14 protein-coding genes are annotated in these 18,001 nt (G+C 61.6%); 7 read left to right on the forward strand and 7 right to left on the reverse strand.

All coding sequences use genetic code 11. The features are described 5' to 3' along the window. Window positions 1-99 precede the first annotated feature (99 nt). Window positions 100-2,163, forward strand: coding sequence for a glycogen debranching protein GlgX (gene glgX, locus I6L34_RS00925; RefSeq protein ID WP_139734708.1), 2,064 nt, complete (start codon window positions 100-102; stop codon window positions 2,161-2,163). A 108-nt stretch (window positions 2,164-2,271) separates the two neighbouring features. Here glgX and I6L34_RS00930 read toward each other — a convergent pair whose 3' ends face one another. The 3 genes from I6L34_RS00930 to I6L34_RS00940 all read right to left on the reverse strand — a co-directional run bounded on the left by I6L34_RS00930 (window position 2,272) and on the right by I6L34_RS00940 (window position 5,967). Continuing rightward, window positions 2,272-2,991, reverse strand: coding sequence for a hypothetical protein (locus I6L34_RS00930; protein WP_088868835.1), 720 nt, complete (start codon window positions 2,989-2,991; stop codon window positions 2,272-2,274). 197 nt (window positions 2,992-3,188) lie between these two features. Beyond that, on the reverse strand, window positions 3,189-4,826 hold the full coding sequence (locus tag I6L34_RS00935; protein ID WP_124929339.1) for an ATP-dependent endonuclease: 1,638 nt from the start codon (window positions 4,824-4,826) through the stop codon (window positions 3,189-3,191). Between the two features lie 262 nt (window positions 4,827-5,088). Further along, complete coding sequence (locus I6L34_RS00940) at window positions 5,089-5,967, reverse strand: helix-turn-helix domain-containing protein (protein WP_058058467.1); 879 nt, start codon at window positions 5,965-5,967, stop codon at window positions 5,089-5,091. Window positions 5,968-6,140: 173 nt separating this feature from the next. Between I6L34_RS00940 and I6L34_RS00945 the strand changes: the two genes are divergently transcribed. Both I6L34_RS00945 and I6L34_RS00950 read left to right on the forward strand, forming a co-directional pair. Beyond that, complete coding sequence (locus I6L34_RS00945; RefSeq protein WP_075115080.1) at window positions 6,141-7,058, forward strand: DMT family transporter; 918 nt, start codon at window positions 6,141-6,143, stop codon at window positions 7,056-7,058. A 69-nt stretch (window positions 7,059-7,127) separates the two neighbouring features. Next, complete coding sequence (locus I6L34_RS00950; RefSeq protein ID WP_058058469.1) at window positions 7,128-7,994, forward strand: LysR family transcriptional regulator; 867 nt, start codon at window positions 7,128-7,130, stop codon at window positions 7,992-7,994. Window positions 7,995-8,070: 76 nt separating this feature from the next. Here the strand turns inward: I6L34_RS00950 and I6L34_RS00955 are convergent, their stop codons facing one another. From I6L34_RS00955 to I6L34_RS00970, 4 genes are all read right to left on the reverse strand, one after another. Then, window positions 8,071-8,847, reverse strand: coding sequence for a TSUP family transporter (locus tag I6L34_RS00955; protein ID WP_058058470.1), 777 nt, complete (start codon window positions 8,845-8,847; stop codon window positions 8,071-8,073). Window positions 8,848-9,043: 196 nt separating this feature from the next. Beyond that, the gene (locus I6L34_RS00960; protein ID WP_058058471.1) at window positions 9,044-9,799 is read right to left on the reverse strand and encodes a tRNA-uridine aminocarboxypropyltransferase; all 756 of its coding nucleotides are present in this window, start codon (window positions 9,797-9,799) and stop codon (window positions 9,044-9,046) included. A gap of 174 nt (window positions 9,800-9,973) precedes the next feature. Beyond that, complete coding sequence (locus I6L34_RS00965; RefSeq protein WP_005333476.1) at window positions 9,974-11,185, reverse strand: ROK family transcriptional regulator; 1,212 nt, start codon at window positions 11,183-11,185, stop codon at window positions 9,974-9,976. Between the two features lie 132 nt (window positions 11,186-11,317). Beyond that, window positions 11,318-12,985, reverse strand: coding sequence for a methyl-accepting chemotaxis protein (locus I6L34_RS00970; protein WP_075115081.1), 1,668 nt, complete (start codon window positions 12,983-12,985; stop codon window positions 11,318-11,320). A gap of 123 nt (window positions 12,986-13,108) precedes the next feature. On the opposite strand from I6L34_RS00970, the gene I6L34_RS00975 reads away from it, so the two are divergent. The 4 genes from I6L34_RS00975 to glpC all read left to right on the forward strand — a co-directional run bounded on the left by I6L34_RS00975 (window position 13,109) and on the right by glpC (window position 17,989). Next, window positions 13,109-13,564 carry a YchJ family protein gene (locus tag I6L34_RS00975; protein WP_075115082.1) on the forward strand — a complete coding sequence of 152 codons (456 nt, stop codon included), beginning with the start codon at window positions 13,109-13,111 and terminating at the stop codon, window positions 13,562-13,564. Window positions 13,565-13,806: 242 nt separating this feature from the next. Beyond that, window positions 13,807-15,480 (forward strand): anaerobic glycerol-3-phosphate dehydrogenase subunit A, encoded by a 1,674-nt coding sequence (glpA, locus tag I6L34_RS00980; protein WP_005352453.1) that lies wholly within the window; start codon window positions 13,807-13,809, stop codon window positions 15,478-15,480. Then, entirely contained in the window at window positions 15,470-16,735 is a 1,266-nt protein-coding gene (gene glpB / locus I6L34_RS00985; protein ID WP_075115083.1) for a glycerol-3-phosphate dehydrogenase subunit GlpB, read from the forward strand. Before glpA ends, glpB begins: the two co-directional genes overlap by 11 nt. A 51-nt stretch (window positions 16,736-16,786) precedes the next feature. Further along, window positions 16,787-17,989 carry an anaerobic glycerol-3-phosphate dehydrogenase subunit GlpC gene (gene glpC, locus I6L34_RS00990; RefSeq protein WP_216955365.1) on the forward strand — a complete coding sequence of 401 codons (1,203 nt, stop codon included), beginning with the start codon at window positions 16,787-16,789 and terminating at the stop codon, window positions 17,987-17,989. The last annotated feature ends 12 nt before the right edge of the window (window positions 17,990-18,001 follow it).

The following is an 18,001-nucleotide window of genomic DNA, read 5'->3' on the forward strand; positions in this document are numbered from 1 at the left end:
TAGCAGCATCATGCTGTTTTTTCAGGCAATCGAGTCCTTGCCAGGCATCCGGCACTACACTCAATAAGGTGAACACTCCTCATTTTGGGTAGGTAGAATATGCGCATCTCCGCCGGTCACTGCCGTCAGTTGGGGGCCACACCCGACAGTCACGGCGTCAACTTTGCGATCTGGGCACGCCTTGCCAGCCGGGTCGAACTGCTGCTCTTCGCAAGCGCAGACGATGCGACCCCCGAGGTGATCCCCCTCTCCCCGCGCCTAAACCGCACCGCCTACTACTGGCATATCCATGTGGAGGGGATCTCGGTCGGGCAACGTTACGCCTATCGCATTCAGGGCCCGTGGCGCCCATATGGCGGCACCCGCTTCGATGCCGAGAAGGTGTTGCTCGACCCTTACGGCCGCAGCATCGAGCTTGGCGCCAATTACGATCGATGGGCGGCGGCCCGTCCAGGCAGCAATCTGGCTTGTTGCGCCAAGAACAAGGTGGTCGATACTCGCCACTACGACTGGGAAGGAGACAAACTGCCCGCTCACTCCCTCTCCCGCTCGGTGATCTACGAACTGCATCTGGGGGGCTTTACCAAGTCCCCGAGCTCCGGGGTCGATCCGGCGCTGCGTGGCACCTATCTCGGGCTGATTGAGAAGATCCCCTATCTGCAATCTCTCGGTGTCACCGCCGTCGAGCTGCTGCCGGTGTTCCAGTTCGATCCTCAGGATGCGCCCAAAGGACTCTCCAACTACTGGGGTTACAGCCCCATGTCCTTTTTCGCCCCCCACGCCCAATACGCCTGCGGCGATGATCCGCTGACCGAATTTCGCGACATGGTCAAGGCGCTGCACAAGGCCAATATCGAGGTGATCCTGGACGTGGTTTACAACCACACCGCCGAAGGGGGTGATGATGGCCCCACCTTCTCGTTTCGCGGCATCGACAACGAGGCCTACTACATCCTCGACAACAACCAGAAGGACACCAACTATTCGGGCTGCGGCAACACCTTCAACGGCGCCCATCCGGTGGTGCTGCGAATGATCATGGATAGCCTCCACTTCTGGCGTCAGGAGATGCACGTCGATGGCTTTCGGTTTGATCTGGCCGCCATTCTGTCGCGGGATGAATCGGGTCAGCCGCAGGCCAATGCGCCTACCTTGCGCACCATAGATACCGACCCCAACATCGCCGACATCAAGCTGATTGCCGAAGCCTGGGACGCGGGGGGGCTCTATCAGGTGGGGTCACTGGCCGGCGCCCGCTGGCGTGAGTGGAACGGCCAGTTCCGGGATGATGTGCGCCGCTTTTTGCGCGGGGATGACAACAGCGTCACCGCCTTTGTCGAGCGGCTCTGCGGCAGTCCCGACATCTACCACTATCACCACGCCGATCCCGAGAAGAGCATCAACTTCGTTACCTGCCACGACGGTTTTACCCTATGGGACTGGGCCAGTTACAACAGCAAGCACAACGAGGCCAACGGGGAGGAGAACCGTGACGGCTGCGATCATAACTTCAGCTGGAACCACGGCCATGAAGGGGTAACGGAAGATCCCCAGATCAACGCCCTGCGGATGCGCCAGGCCAAAAACATGATGGTGGCGACCCTGCTCTCGGTGGGATCCCCCATGGTGCTGATGGGAGACGAGCTGCTGCGCACCCAGCGGGGCAACAACAACGGCTACTGCCAGGACAATGCCACCTGCTGGATGAACTGGCTGCCCAATGCCCGCAGTCAGGAGATGTTCCGCTTTATGAAGGAGCTGATCCAGTACCGCAAACACCTGTTTCAGCGCCCGGAACAGGAGAGCATGCCGCTGTCACTGACCGAGATCCTGCGCCACAGCGAGATCTGCTGGCATGGGGTAAACGCCGGGCAACCGGATTTCAGCCCCCACTCCCACGCCATCGCCATGTCGGCGCTGTCGAGCGAAACCAAGCTGGCGCTCTATGTGCTGTTCAACGCCTACTGGGAGCCCCTCACCTTCAACCTGCCGAGCCCGCCAAAGGGGGTCGGCGGCTACTGGCGGCGGATCCTCGATACCGCCCTCCCCTCGCCGCAAGATATCTGCACCTTCGGCATGCCGCTGGAGGGATTGACCCGCGAATATCTGGCCCAGCCGCGCAGCAGTTGCCTCTTTATCTGCGGGGCAGACGACTTCTATTGATCGATAGCTGCTGCTTGATTGCTGCTAATTGATAGCAGCGATACCTGCAAGCCAGATATGCAAAAGCCCCGAGTGTTGGCTCGGGGCTTTCTATTTTCAGCGCCAGTGTCAGATCAGCTGGTGCAACACGCTGGTAGCGGCAATCTGGGCGATCAGCAGGCCACACAGGGAGGTGGAGACCACCACTGGCGCGGTATCACGCTGCAAGTAGAGCGGGCTGAACCAGAGCAGCAGAGAGGCCACCAGCAGCGCTGCCTGGGTCACCACCGCCGGGATCAGGGCATCGAGATTGGCCTCACCCCCTTGCCAGCCCACCAGCACTGCCAGCCAGACAAGGCTGGCCATCGCCCCCACCAGACCGGCCAACGGCAACAGGGTGTTGAATGCCTTGAGGCGGTGACGGGCCCGCAGCAGCATCAGGTGGGCAAAGGCCGCCCCCAGCATCGCCATCTGCAGCAGACCGCTCACCCAGCCCTGCAGTTGCAGCAGCCCGATGCCATAGAGAGCGAGCGGCAACGCTGGTAGCCAGAGCAGTGTCGAGGGGACTGAACGCTTGCCCTCCAGCCGTGACTGAGCCAGTGACAAGCCGACTCCGAGCACCAGTGCGGCCCCACCACTCCAGATGAGCCAGCTGGCCGCCTTGGCCTCTACCGCCAGCATCAGGGAGAGCGCGGTGATGACCCAGATGGAGAAGAGCTGCTGACTGATGCGCGAGCGCTGGCCAGGGCAGATATCACCGCGCCACAGCACGATGCCGAGGGCGATCAGGGCGCCAAGCGCCATCAATCCGGTGAGAGGAAAGAGCCAAAAAGGGAGTTGGACGAACACGACGCCTCCAGCAGTAAAGATTCGAGGTGCGCCACCGGGGCGCCAGAGAGGGGCGAGTATACCCAAACCGGCGGCTATCCCCAATCGCGACAAACAATCGCGGGCAAACAATCCGGGGCAATTTGCGCCAGCACGGCCCACCTTGAAGGGTGCCCTGCTGGCAGCCATGTCCATAGGGACGGGATACGGCGCTGGCTTTAGCCCTGACCACGGGCCAGCGCCACCACCCGGGCAAACATCTGGCGGATCACCGGCGGAATATGCTCGGCGCCGAGCCGCTCCGCCTCTTCCACCACCGCCAGCGCCATTCCCGGCTTGCTGCGGTGATGGATCGCCTTGTTGATAATGTGACTGGCGCTCCACATGGCGCGCCCGCCCACCCCAGCCTCGCGGCGAAACACAGCTTCAAAACCGTTGTGATAGAGGTAGTGCTCGATGTCGGCGGCAGGGAGCTGGGTCAGTCGGTCCCGCTCCCGCTCTCCCTTGAGCTGGCCCCGGGCCGAGGTGGCATACTTGAGCCCCGCCTCGTCGCCATCGGTCAGCAGGTGCCACTCGATGCCAAAGTCCCGCGCCACCTTGATGAGCGGCGACTGGCCGCACTGGGCAAACTCGATGATCCGCACCCCCTCGGCCCGCAGACTGTAACCGCAGATCTGCGCCAACTCGGAGAGCAGCCAGATCTCGGTCTCCCCCTCCACCAGCAGCCAGCAACGGGCAAACAGCGACATGGGGCGGTTGATCCGCACATGGAAGGCGATCTTGCGCAGATCGTCGCTGCTGTAACGCTCGCCCCCCAGCTGGTGACAGAGGATATCCTGCTGACGGCGCACCAGCCGCCGCACCTGATTGAGCGGCAGGGAAGAGAGCAAGTCCCCCGAGTTGGTGGTGAGCAGCTTCTGGCCCGGCAGTTGTTCCAGCAGCCCCCACGCCAGCGCCAGCATGGTCGGGTGCAGCCGGCTCTCCGGGTCCTCCAGGATCATGATGGGACGGGCCCCCTCCTCCAGCTCGCGGTTGCCCCGCGCTTGCAGCAGGGTAGCAGCCATCCCCGCCATCGCCAGCTGCAGCGCGCGGTTATCGGCGCGGCGCAGCAGGGTATGCAGGTTGCCAGGATTGCGCAATGTCATGGGGCGATTGATGATGTCGCGCTGACTGCGCGGCTTGTTCTTGATGGGGGCCAGGGCGTTGAAGTAGTGATCCATCAGCTGGCGCACCGCCTGCAGCGCCTCTTTGAGCTCCGGTTCGCCGATCCGCTGGGGTTCGTCGATCAGCTTGTCCGCCAGCTCGCTCAGGCGATGCTCGGAGAGATCTCCCCACTGCAATGTCTCCACCCCGTTGCGAGCGGTACGGGCGTCCCGCAGCCGGAACACCGGGTTCATGGTGATCAGCATGCAGACCAGCTCGTGGGTGTTGGCGATGGGCAGGCTCTTGCCTACCCCGTCGAGAAAGTCGTGAATGGTGAGCACAGAGCCATCCGCCTGCAGCTCGGCGCTGGCGCGATAGTGAATGCGGTGGAATTTGTCCTTGTGCAGCACCCAGGAGGGGCAAAGACGGGCCAGCCGACGGGAGTGCTGACACATCTGGGGTCTGTGCTCACTGAAGGTGAGCACCAGTTGCAGGTGGCGCGCCGGGGCCAATTCGGGATCTTCCGGTTGGTGAAAATCCTCGGCGGTGAACTGATAGGGCTCGGCATCCTGCCCCAGCAAACACCAGAGGGCGCGCAGCAGGCTTGATTTGCCCCAGGTATTCTCGCCGATCAGCACTGTGGTGTGATCCAGCCCGAGCGACAGGCGATTTATACCGCGAAAACCTTTGACTTCAATACGTTCCAGAAACATCCAGCCATGTCCACATCATTGTGATGGGGCAATAGTGGCAAAGTTACCGGAAAAATCCTATCGCAGGCGGGGCTTTTTCAACGTGAACTGTGAGGCACTGCAGGTTCGGGAGGGGTAACAACAGCAGTGCGATCTTGCGGGGCATTCCAGTGGCTGAACCAGAGATGACGGGTACGGATTTGACGTTTGCGATAATTCAATGGGCATTCCTTTCAATGGATAAGTGGTAGAGAGTACACCTCTTTTGCCCAAAGTCTCAGGGTTATCTGTGACGAGAAGATGACAATTGCGCCCGCCACTGCCCCGGCGTCAAACCAAACGCCTCGCGAAAACGATTACCGAAATGGGCCTGGGAAGAGAAGCCACACTGACTGGCGATGCTGGCCAGCGGCTCGGGGCCAGCCAACAGCTGCTTGGCCCGTTTGAGCCGCAGCCCAAGCAGATAACGATGGGGCGGGCAGCCGAGACTCTGGCCGAACATGCGGGCAAAGTGATACTCGCTCAGCCCCGCCTGCTGCGCCAGCTCTGCCAGCGTGACCGAATCGGCCAGATGGGCCTGCAGATACTCCTGCACCCGCTTGATCACCACGGGCGCCAGCCCGCCGCGTAGAGGCGGCAGACCGGGAGCCTCTTCGGTGTGGTGGCGGTAGGCGTGGAGGATCAACATCCAGGCGCCGTGGGAGAGTGCCAACCGATCGATCCCATGCTGCCACTGCAGTTGCATCAACTGGCGCTGCACCAGTCCGGCCGCCTGCGGATCGTCTATAAAGGTCTTGTCCACCAGTTGCAGGTTGCGCCCCTCCTTGTCACACACCTCCTCGGCGATACGGGTGAGGTGAGCCGGGGTGAAGTAGAGATGAAAGAAGCGAAACTCTTCGCGCACCAGCCACTCGGATCTGTGGTGATCCGGCATGATGCACACCTTGCCGGTGCCGCCGTGGCCACCCGGCCCATCGAGTCGCTCGGTCTGCTCGCCTCCTTGCAGATAGACGCTCAGGGTGTGGTGGCCCGGCTTGTGATAGCGGGTCTGGTCATAGCAGTTGCGCCAACTGGCGACGCCAAGCCCGGGTTCGAGCCAGCAGGCGTCCTCCAGCCGGGCGCCGGTGCTGACCAGTGCATCAAATACCCCTGCTGTTTTCATTCGCCCCTGCCGCCTGTTCCGGTTATGTGTACGGGTTATCCCGCTGCCATCCATCTTACCGACCGCGCCTGCAGATGACAGCGCAGGGCGATGAAAAACCGCAAGATGGTGCAATCCAGCCATCAGGGCTCGCCCCATAGTGGGTCATCTCTCCCTGACTCACCGGAACTGTGATGAATCTGATGCTCTATCTTGCCACCGTGCTTATCTGGGGCAGCACCTGGATTGCCATCGCCTGGCAACTTGGCCCCATCCCCATCGAGGTGTCGGTGCTCTATCGCTTCCTGCTGGCAGCGGTTGCGCTGTTTGCACTGCTCACCGCCAGCGGCCGCTTTCCACGCCTCCCCTGGCACGGCCAGCGCTATGCCGCACTACTCGGTGCCCTGCTCTTTTCCACCAACTTTCTCTGCTTCTACCACGCCACATGCTATATCCCGAGCGGCATGTCGGCGGTGATCTTCGCCAGTGCCAGCATCTTCAACGGCCTCAACCTCTGGCTGTTCGAGCGCAAGCGCCCCACCCTGCGCTGGCTGCAAGGCTCCCTGCTGGGGCTCCTGGGCACCCTGCTGCTGTTCTGGCCAGTGTTGGCGGATGCGCAACTGGGTGCAAACGGCTGGAAGGGGCTGCTGCTCGCCTGTTGCGGCACCCTCTGCTTTTCACTGGGCAATCTGGTCTCGGCCCGGGGCCAGCGCCATGGCTACCACGTACTGCAACTGGTGCCCTGGGGCATGGTTTACGGCGTGGTGCTGTTGCTGGGCTGGGTCACATTGCTCGGGCAGCAACTGGTGGTGCCAACCGATGGCCACTATCTGGCGGCCATGGTCTATCTCGCCCTGTTTGGCTCGGTGATCGCCTTTACCGCCTATCTGACGCTGGTGGGGCGCATCGGTGCCAGCAAGGCCTCCTACGCCACCGTGCTCTTTCCGTTGGTGGCGCTTACCCTCTCTACCTTCTATGAAGGCTTTGTCTGGCAGCCGGTCTCGGTGGCCGGAGTGGTGATCAGCCTCATCGGCAATCTGGTGATCTTCGCGCCGCCCTTAAGCGAGTGGCGCATTCGACCGGCCAAGGCAGCAAACGCCCCTTGCTCCTGAGCCAGTCAGCCCCTAAGGTAGCGCTGATCAATCTGTGACGATCCTGATGGCGATAAACAAGGGGGCGAGATGTTACTGGAAGGGCTGGAGACGCTGAGCCTGCTGGCAAGTGAAGGAACCATGGCCAAGGTGGCCAGTCGCCTCTATATCAGCCAGTCGGCGGTGAGCAAGCGGATTGCCCAGCTGGAGCAGCGCCTCGGCAAGAAGCTGATCGAGCCGGAGGGGCGCCAGATCCGCCTCACCCCGCAGGCCAAGGAGCTGCTTGAGCGAGTGGCCCCGAGTCTGGCAGAGATGAAAGGAGTGCTGGCCGATAGCCAGGATCTGGCGGATCAGAGTCCGCTCCCCATCGCCTGCTCCGAAACCCTGCTGGCCGGTTATCTCGCCCACTTTATGCGCGACTATCTGGAGCGCGATCCCCACCTTGCCCTCTCTACCCACCACACCCCGGTCATTCTGGCGCGGGTGCGCAGCGGCGATGCCCTGCTCGGCATCTGCGCCGGTCGGCTCCCGCCCGGCCATGGCCTCGGCGCCGATCTGCTGCTTGAGGAGCCCTTCTATCTGGTGGGCGAGGCGCAGCCGAGCCTGCCGCCAGCCAGCGTAGAAAGCAGGCGCAAGATCCTCACCATGGATCTGGAGAACCCCTCCAACCGCTACCTGCGCGAACCGCTGGCTGATTTGGGGCTGGAGCCCGCCATGGAGCTCGACTCCTATCTGGCACTCATCGAACTCGCCAAGGCAGGCATTGGCCCGGTACTGCTCCCCGCTGGCCTGCTGGGGCTGGTGGGAGAACAGGGGGAGATGGCGCGCCCACTGCCCGGACTGGGCCGCCCCCTTCATCTGGTCTACCGGCCAAACAGCCTAAAACGAGAGCGGATCGCCAGGCTGGTGAGCGCCCTGCACCAACACTTTCGCCACCGCAGCGACACACCGCGCTAGCGCTGTAAAACACCAGATATGACAACGGGGCCCTTGGGCCCCGTAAACATCCGATTTATCACACACTCGCCGCGGCTCAGATCCAGGCAAACAGCTCCGGATACTGGCTCCACACCAGCTTGGCAGACATCAGCAAGGAGACGGTCACCAGCAGCGGCTTGATCAGCTTCACCCCTTTTTTCAGCACCATCTTGGAGCCAAAGCGGGCGCCGATAAACTGCCCCAACGCCATGCAAAAACCGACACTCCACACCACCTTGCCACCAAGAGCAAAGAACAGCAGGGAGGCAATATTCGAGGTGAAGTTGAGCAGCTTGGTATGGGCGGTGGCGCGCGCCATGCCAAAGCCCGCCAGCGCCACGAAACCGATGGCAAAAAACGAACCTGTGCCCGGCCCGAAGAAGCCGTCATAAAAGCCGACACCGCCCCCCACCAGCAGCGCAAACAGCATGGGAGTCAGACGGCGGGAGCTCTCGGCATCGCTTACCCGCGGCGAGAAGTAGAAGTAGCAGGCAAAGGCCATCAGCAGGAAAGGGAGCAGGCTCTCGAGAATAGCGGCGTCTATGGTCTGCACCGCCAGCGTGCCGATGGCCGCACCGATAAAGGTGCAGATCACCGCAGGCCAGATCATGGCCCACTCCAGCAGCCCCTTGCGGGCATAGAACCAGGTGGCGGAGAAGGAGCCAAAACTGCTCTGCAGCTTGTTGGTACCGAGCACCAGCGCGGGCGGCATGCCGGTGGCAAGCAACGCTGGCACCGTCAGCAGGCCGCCGCCACCAGCGATGGCATCGATAAAGCCGGCGACAAGCGCCACACCAAACAGGGCAAACAGGGTAACCAGTTCCAATTCCATCCATAGACCTCACGAGAGTGGGTTGCCCGAAGGAGCAACCGGAGATAACCAAAACGACGTTGTGCGGGGGGCACAGGCTGTCCGCTATCCTAGCGAGCCACTGACCATGAATCTAACGAAACAGTGGCAGCCAATTGATTCCTGATTTTCATTAATTTGAGCGGCCACGTCCCTAGCCCAACCCTCAGAGTGCCCGTTAGCAAGCCGGTGAAGCGACGTTCGCTTCCTTGATGGCTGCCAGCGCCTCACAGAGATGATCCTCATCGGCACCGGGAAAACGGCTGACCCGCCCGGCCATGTAGCGGCTGCTGAACAGATTGAACCAGTGCTGCAGTGCCTGCCCCGCATTGAGCTCCCCCACCACTTCCAGCACGCAGGCCGCCACTTCGGCGGTGCAGAGGTGCTCATCGCAGTTGGCCACCCGCATACCATAGGTGGAGAGCGTATCGGGTTTGATGGCGAGCACCGGAAAACCGTCCAGGTAGGGGCTCTTGTTGAACATCTTGCGCGCCTCCGGCCAGGTGCCATCGAGCAGGATAAAGAGCGGTTTTTTACCCGGTGCCAGCGTCACCTCGCCGGTCAGGCGGGCAGGCTCCTTCTCGCAAGCGGGAAAGACTACATAGGGCTGCCAGGCGGGATCGGCCAGCAGGGCCAGCAACTCTGGATGGGGCTGGGTACGTGACCAGAGAAACGCCCAGGTGGTATCCGGCAACACATCGGCGATGAGGCGACCGGTGTTGGAGGGCTTCATCGGCTCGCTGTCATACATCAGCAGGCAGAAACCGGCCTCGGCTTTGAGCTCGGGGCGCCACTCGCAGGCACACCAATCCTCGCGCAGCTGACAGGCCGGACAGCGGGCCAGGGTGCCGCCACGGGCAAGAAACGGTCGGGTAGAGATACTCTTGCGCCAGGCCCGCAGGCGGTTGACGGCGTGATCAGGAACAGGCTTCATCTAGGTTCACAACTGGAGTCAAAACAGGAACGGCAGCGGTGCCAACAAGTCACGCCGCCACAGGGCGCGATAACAGGGGGACTGCCGGAAAAGCGCAAGATTGTACCGAGTTACGGGCTGGCGGAACAGCAATCCGTGCCCCTTTCGCCAGACACAGAGCCAACTCCTCTTGCCTTACGACTCCTGACAGCTGCGCAGCAGCTCCAGCAACAGGCTGCCATCGCGCAGTGCCTTGTGCACCTGCACCGAAGTGGGCTTGGTGGGATCTTCGTAGAAGTGGGTGGATTCAATCTGCAGCCGCACCAGATATTCGGCGGGCAACTGGCTGGCCAGCGACTGGTGCAGCATGGGGAACAGCAGCCGATCGGCACGGGTGATTTCCCCCCCCAGCAGCAGCTTGCCCGGATTGAGCAGGCAGATGAGATTGGAGAGCACCTTGGAGAGGCGACCCGCCGCCTGATGGAGAATATCCTGACAGAGGCTGTTGCCTGCCAGCGCCAGCTCGCACAGCTCGCGTATGGTGACGCTCTCGGGCAAGTCGTGCTCCTGCATCCGCTCGCGCAGATCCCGGTATTGCGCCTCCAGCGCCTGATTGGTCACCAGGGTGCAGGCGCAGCCAAAGCCGCCGCAGTAGCAGCGCTGGCCATAGGGCTCGAGCTGCAGGTGGCTGAGATCCCCGAGCAGCGCATTCTCGCTCTCGATGAGCTGGCCATTGACCACCATGCCAACACCGATGTCGTTGTGGACAAACACCAGCACCGCATCGGCGCAATTCTTGGCGGCTCCCCACTCCCGCTCGGCCTGGATCCAGGTGCGCACGTCTCCGCTCACCAGCACAGGTACCGAGAACGCCTGTTGCAGAGTCGGGCCAAGGGGCCAGTTGCGCAGATCGTAGAAGGGGAAGTGTTTGACCATGCCGGAGTGGCGCTCCACCTGACCCGGCAGGCAGAGGGCGATACAGGCCAGACTGAGGGACTTTCTCGGCAAAAACACCTTGATGGCGTGCACCAGACTGCCCAGCAGATCGGCGCGCTCCTCCTCGGTAAAGAGGTGGCGCTGGCGGGCCAGCGAGCGACCGGAGAAGTCAAACAGCGCCATATCCACGTAGCCACGGCCAAGACGCATGGAGAGAAACTGGAAGCGGCGCTCGTTGATGCGCAGCAAGGTCTGACGACGGCCACGCCCCACCGAACTTTCACCACAGGTGACCACCAGACCCCCATCGAGCAGTTCCCTGGTGATCTTGGTGATACTGGCTGGCGAGAGACCGGTCAGACGGGAGAGATCGGTGCGCGACAGCTCCTTGTGCTCTTCCAGGCTGGCATAGACCAGGCCGTAGTTGAGCTGCCGGATCAAATCGATACTACCTTTCACGATCTCATTCATAGGGTATGGGGCAAAGGCTGAAAAAAAGAGGCTGGCAATTTTCACACATTATTGGTCAATCCCCAAATAAAGTGCGGCCTGAACCGGGGGTCAGGCCGCATCTTGTGGTTGCCGTCACGGACCATTACAAGATCAATAACGGAATTGCGACACCAGTTTGCGCAATTTGTCGCCGGTACTGGCCAGATCGCGGGTGGTGCTGTTGGATTCCACCGCCGCGCTGGTCAGCTCGCTGACAATCTGCTGAATGGCCACCAGGTTCTTGTTGATCTCCTCCGACACCGCATGCTGCTCTTCGGCGGCGGTGGCGATCTGGATGTTCATGTCGTTGATGGTACTGACCGCCATCACCATGCTGTCGAGGGAGCTGGCGATATGGCTCGCCTCCTGCACCGTCTCCTGGCTGCGATCCTCGCTCGCCTGCATCACCTCCACCGCCTGTTTGACGCCACCTTGCAGCCGTTGCAACATCTCGTTGATCTCTTTAGTACTCTGCTGGGTACGGCCAGCCAGCGAACGCACTTCGTCCGCTACCACCGCAAAGCCCCGCCCCTGCTCACCGGCGCGGGCCGCCTCGATGGCAGCGTTCAGCGCCAGCAGGTTGGTCTGCTCGGCAATGCCGCGAATGACCTCCACCACCGAGCCAATCTTGGCGGTCTCTTGCGCCAGCTGTTCGATAACGCCGGAGGCGGTATGCACCTCCCCCACCAGCCGGTTGATACTGTTGATGGCCCCGCTCACCACACCCCGGGCGGCGTCCGATTCACGAGCCGCATCGCTGGTTGCCGTCGCGGCATTGGAGGCACTGGCCGCCACCTCCTGCGCGGTGGAGCTCATCTCGGTCACCGCGGTGACCACCTGATCGGTCTCGCGACTGTGGCCCTGCATCTGATGGTCATAGTGCTCGCTCAGATGGTGCAACTTGTCGACCGCGCTGAAGAGGTGGTTGCTGGTCTCGCCCACCTGACTCACCACCGACTGGATCCGCTCGACAAAGCGGTTGAAGGCGCTGGCTAGCTGGCCAATCTCGTCCTGACTCTGCACCTTGAGGCGCTGGGTGAGATCCCCGTCACCATTGGCAATATCGTTCAATGCCAGCACCGCATCCGCCAGCGGCTTGGTGACCCGGTTGCCCACAATAACGGTCGCCGCCAGGGTGATACCGAGGATCAACAGGATCACCAGCACACTGCTCTGCAACGAGGCATGCATGTTACTCTCGCGCTCTGCCCGCAAGGCCGCCAGCTCGTTGTCGATATCATCGATATAAAAACCGGTGCCAATGGCCCACTGGTATTTGTCCAGCACCAGAGTAAAGGCCAGTTTGGGAGCATCGCGACCGATGGAGGGCTTGGCCGTCCAGTATTCGGTAAAACCATCCCCCTGACGGGCCGACTTGAGGATCTCCTGGATCAGCAACTTGCCCTTGGCATCCTTGTCGTTCCAGCGGTTTTTCCCCTCCAGCTCGGTACGCACCGGCAGCAGTATGGTGTTGCCCTCGAAGTCATAGACAAAGAAGTAGCCATCACTGCTGTAACGCAGCGGCCTGAGCAACTCTTTGACCTTTTGACGATTTTCCGGAGAATCCGGCAGCGCATAAACGGCATCGACGGCGGTTTTGGCCATCATGATGTAACTGCTGAGCAGCGCTTTACGCTCCTTGATGGCATTTTCCCTCGCCACCACCAGATCAGACTCCAGATCGCGCTTGGAGACCATGTAGTTACTGAGATTAACCACCAGGGCCATCAACAGTACGGGGACTGCACCCAGTAACAGGATTTTCTGCTTTAGCGTCATCTTTCACATCCTTGCAGCTGTTTTTATTGGAATTCCTTGCTTACTCATCAGTATAGGTGCTGGCAGGGCGAGCCCAGCTTTCGTTACAATTCCCTTAAACAAATCGGCCAGAACGTGAAAATCATGAATCTTTGTCCTTGCGGCTCAACCCTTTCTCTCGAATTGTGCTGTGGCTCACGTCACAGTGGCGCTGTGGCTGACACCCCGGAACAGCTGATGCGCTCGCGCTACAGCGCTTTTGTGCTTGGTCTGGGGGAGTATCTGGTCCATAGCTGGCACCCGGCCCACCTTGGCGGTCTCACCGCCGAAGAGCTTTCACGCATCGACACCCGCTGGGATGGTCTCGAGATCATCGCCAGCCAGGGCGGTCCGGAGGATGAAACCGGGATGGTGGAGTTTAAAGCCTGGTTTCTGGAGGGGGATGAGCGTCACTGCCTCCATGAGCGTTCTCGCTTCGTGCGTTATCAGGGGCGCTGGGTCTACACCGAGGGAGAGCAGGATCCGGCCCCCCTCAAGGCGGGGCGCAACGATCCCTGCCCCTGTGGCAGCGGCAAAAAGCACAAGAAGTGCTGCGGCTGACCCATAACACACCCACCAGACTCATCAAACAGTGACAAGGGGCATCCGATGCCCCTTTTTTGTGCCTGTTATTCGCCACCAGCCCACAAACCGATGTGATAACAAGCGTGACAAATGTCACATAATGCTCATTAACGCGCGATCAAATGAGCGTTTGCGAGCGCAAATTTAGCCCATATCAAACATTTTCACTCAGAAGTAGGCCACACTGGCCTCATCTGGAAGAGATGAGACGGGCAACAATGAAAAGAATAACTACACAAGTCGTCATCATAGGCGGCGGTGCCACAGGGGCCGGCATCATGCGCGATTGCGCACTGCGCGGCATCGACTGCATCCTGCTCGAGCGCGATGATATTGCCGCCGGCACCACCGGTCGCAACCACGGCCTGCTCCACTCCGGTGCCCGCTACGCGGTGACAGATCAGGAATCCGCCCGCGAATGCATCCAGGAAAACCGCATCCTCAAGCGGATCGCCAGCCACTGTGTCGAAGACACGGGCGGCCTCTTCCTCACCCTGCCGGAAGATGACATCAATTTCCAAACCACCTTTATGGATGCCTGCGCCCTGGCCGGTATCGAAACCCGCCAGCTCGATCCCGGTGAAGCCCTGCGCATGGAGCCCAACGCCAACCCGGCGATGATCGGCGCCATCCATGTGCCGGATGGGACGGTCGATCCGTTCCGCCTCGCCGCCGCCAACGTGCTGGACGCGAAAGAGCATGGCGCGCGCATCTTCACCCACTGCAAGGTGCTGGGGCTGTTGCGCACGCAAGATCGGGTGCACGGGGTCAAGGCGATCAATACCCGCACCGGCGAAGCGTTCGAGGTAGAGTGTCAGGAGGTGATCAACGCCGCTGGCATCTGGGGCCAGCAAATTTGCGAATACGCCGATCTCGGCATCCGCATGTTCCCGGCCAAGGGCTCCCTGCTCATCATGGATTACCGCATCAACCAGTTGGTGCTCAACCGCGCCCGCAAACCGGCGGATGCGGATATTCTGGTGCCCGGCGATACCATCTCCCTCATCGGTACCACCTCCAGTCGCATTGATTACAACAAGATTGACCAGCTCACAGTCGAACCCGAAGAGGTCGAAGTGTTGCTGCGCGAGGGGATCAAGCTCGCCCCCATCATGGCCCGCACCCGTCTGCTGCGCGCCTACGCCGGGGTACGCCCGCTGGTGGCGGTGGACGGTGACGACACCGGTCGCAACATCAGCCGCGGTATCGTGCTGCTGGATCACGCCGAGCGTGACGGCCTCAAGGGCTTCAACACCATCACCGGCGGCAAGCTGATGACCTACCGCCTGATGGCGGAATGGGCCACCGATCTGCTGGCCAAGAAACTCGGCAACAGCAAGCCCTGCCAGACCGCCGAACTGAGCCTGCCCGGCTCGCGGGATCCGGAAAAGGTCTCCGCCCCCGGTCTCTCGGTGCCGGTCGAAGGCTCCGCCCAGTACCGCCACGGCGAGCGGGTCATCGCCTTCTTCCGTGACAATCCGAAAGCCAACGCCCTTATCTGCGAGTGCGAAATGGTCACCGCGGGCGAAATCGAATACGCCCTGCGCGAGCTGGATGTGGACAACCTCATCGATCTGCGCCGCCGCACCCGTCTGGGGATGGGGCCCTGTCAGGGCGAGCTGTGTGCCTACCGCGCCGCTGGTCTGATGCAGGAGTATGGCAAGGCTGACGGTCGTCAGGCCTGCGTCATGCTGCGCCAGTTCCTCGAGGAGCGTTACAAGGGAACCCGCCCCGTCCTGTGGGGCGATGCCCTGCGCGAGGCCGAGTTTACCTACTGGATCTACGAAGGGCTGTTTGGCCTGGGGGAATGGACGGCGCCGCAGCTGGTTGCCGATACCCCACGCGGCTCAACCAGCGAGACCACTCACAAGGAGAGCCGTCATGAAGTTTGACAATATCGTTATCGGCGGTGGCATGGCGGGACTCTCGGCTGCCCTGCGGCTGGTGGAGGCAGGCCAGAAGACCCTGCTGATGGCATCCGGCCAGAGCGCCCTGCACTTCTCCTCCGGCTCGGTCGATCTGCTGGAAAGCGAGGGGGATCCCCGCGCAGCCCTGCCCGCCTTTATGGCTGCCCATCCGGATCACCCCTACAGCAAAGTAGGAATGCAAAATATCGAAGCGAGTCTGGCCGATCTGCAGCGCCACTGCGCCAAGCAGGGATTGCCTCTGGTTCGCCAAGACACCAATCACCAGCGCCTGACCCCCATCGGTACCCTCAAGCGCACCTGGCTCTCCCCCGATACCTGTGCCTGCGTGACCGATGCGCCGATCCCGGACGTGCTGCTGCTGGCCACCCTCGAAGGCTTTCGCGACTTTCATCCGGCACTGGCGGCCGCCAATCTGGCGACCCATCCGCGCTTTGCCCACTGCCGCATTCTGACCGGCGAAATCCGCCTGCCCCAGCTGGCCGAATTCAGCCGCAATCCCCACGAGTTTCGCTCAGCCGACATCGCGCGCCTGTGTGACAAGCATCATCTGGTGGCCGATCTGGCCCGCGAGATCAGCCGCATGGTGCAGGAGAGCGGTGTACCCGGCTGCCGCCATATCGTACTGCCCGCCTGCCTTTCGCTGGGGCTGGTAGGCCCGCGTCTGGCGGAGCTGGAGCAGCGTACCGGCTGCACCATCAAGGAGGTGGCCACCATGCCGCCATCACTCATCGGCATGCGGATGCAGGAGGCGCTCAAGCGCCGCTTTGTGGCCCTTGGTGGCACCTTCCTCACCAGCGAGCGGGTGCTGGGCGCCCGTTACGAAGGTGACCGGGTGGTCGGCGTACACACCCAGAATGGCGATGATCAGCTGTTTGAAGCGGACAACTTTGTGCTCGCCTCCGGCAGCTTCTTCAGCCGTGGGCTGGAGTCCCGTCTGCGTGGCATTCGCGAGCCCATCTTCGATGCCGATGTGCTGAGTCTGGAGGAGCGTGACGCCTGGGCCGGTCGCCGCCTGTTCGACCACCACCCCTTCATGGGCTTCGGGGTCAAGACTGACGACAAGCTGCGGGTGCTGCGCGGCGGCAAGCCACTCACCAACCTCTATGGCGCGGGCAGTGTCTTGGCCCATTACGACCCTATTAAAGAGGGCTCAGGCTCCGGCGTTGCCGTTGCCACCGGCTGGCAGGCTGCCGGCCATATTCTGGGCGCGGCCCAATGATTACTACGTCCCATATCCCGTGTCTTCATCATCGCCGGGAGGAGAACTGACATGCTACTGGATCACGCCAACCAAACTTTCGATCAGTGCATCAAATGCACCGTCTGTACCGCCTACTGTCCGGTTGCCAAGGCCAACCCCGCCTACCCCGGCCCGAAACAGGCGGGCCCGGATGGCGAGCGGCTGCGCATCAAGAGCCCCGAGCTCTTTGACAGCGCCCTCAAGCACTGCACCAACTGCAAACGCTGCGAAGTAGCCTGCCCGAGCGGGGTGCGCATCGGCGACATCATCGCCAAGGCCAAACACCAGTACAGCGGCTTCAAACCGGGGATCCGCGAGTTCGTGCTCTCTCACACCGATCTGATGGGCAGCATGTCTACCCTGATGGCCCCGGTGGTCAACTTCACCACCGGCCTCAAGCCGATGAAGCTGGTGCTGGACAAGGCGCTGGGGGTCTCATCCCACCGCGGCCTGCCCAAATACTCCCAGGGCACCTTCCGCGGCTGGTACAAGAAGCAAAAAGAATCTCAGGCCCGCTTTGCGCGGCAGATCGCCTACTTCCACGGCTGCTACGTCAACTACAACCATCCTCAGCTTGGTAAGGAGCTGGTGCAGGTGCTCAACGCCATGAACATCGGCGTGCAGTTGCTGGAGCGGGAGAAGTGCTGTGGCGTGCCGCTCATTGCCAACGGCTTCATGGACAAGGCCAAACAGCAGGCAGCGTTCAATATCAAGCAGATGGAGAACTCCCTGCTCGGCAACGAGATGCCGCTGCTGGCTACCTCCTCCACCTGCGGCTTTACCCTGCGCGATGAATATCCCCACCTGCTGGAGCAGGACAACCACAAGGTGCGGGATCGCATCTCGCTGGTGACCCGCTTCCTGTGGAACGAGTTCTACAAGGGCAACAAACCGGCGATGAAGCCGCTCAATCTGCACATCGCCTACCACACCCCCTGCCATATGGAAAAAATGGGGGGCGTCATCTACACCCTCGAATTGCTGCGCGCCATTCCCGGGGTCAAGGTGACGGTGCTGGAGTCCCAGTGCTGCGGCATCGCCGGCACCTACGGCTTCAAGTCGGAGAACTACCAGACCAGCCAGACCATCGGTGAGGGGCTGTTTGATCAAATCAACCGCCTCTCCCCCGATCTGGTGATCACCGATTGCGAGACCTGCAAATGGCAGATCGAGATGAGCACCAGCTTCCGCTGTGAACATCCGATCCACCTGCTGGCCCAGGCGTTGGCCTGAATCCCCGGCCCT

It is taken from the genome of Aeromonas sp. FDAARGOS 1404 (assembly GCF_019047085.1).
In the GTDB taxonomy this organism is placed as follows: Bacteria; Pseudomonadota; Gammaproteobacteria; order Enterobacterales; family Aeromonadaceae; genus Aeromonas; species Aeromonas veronii.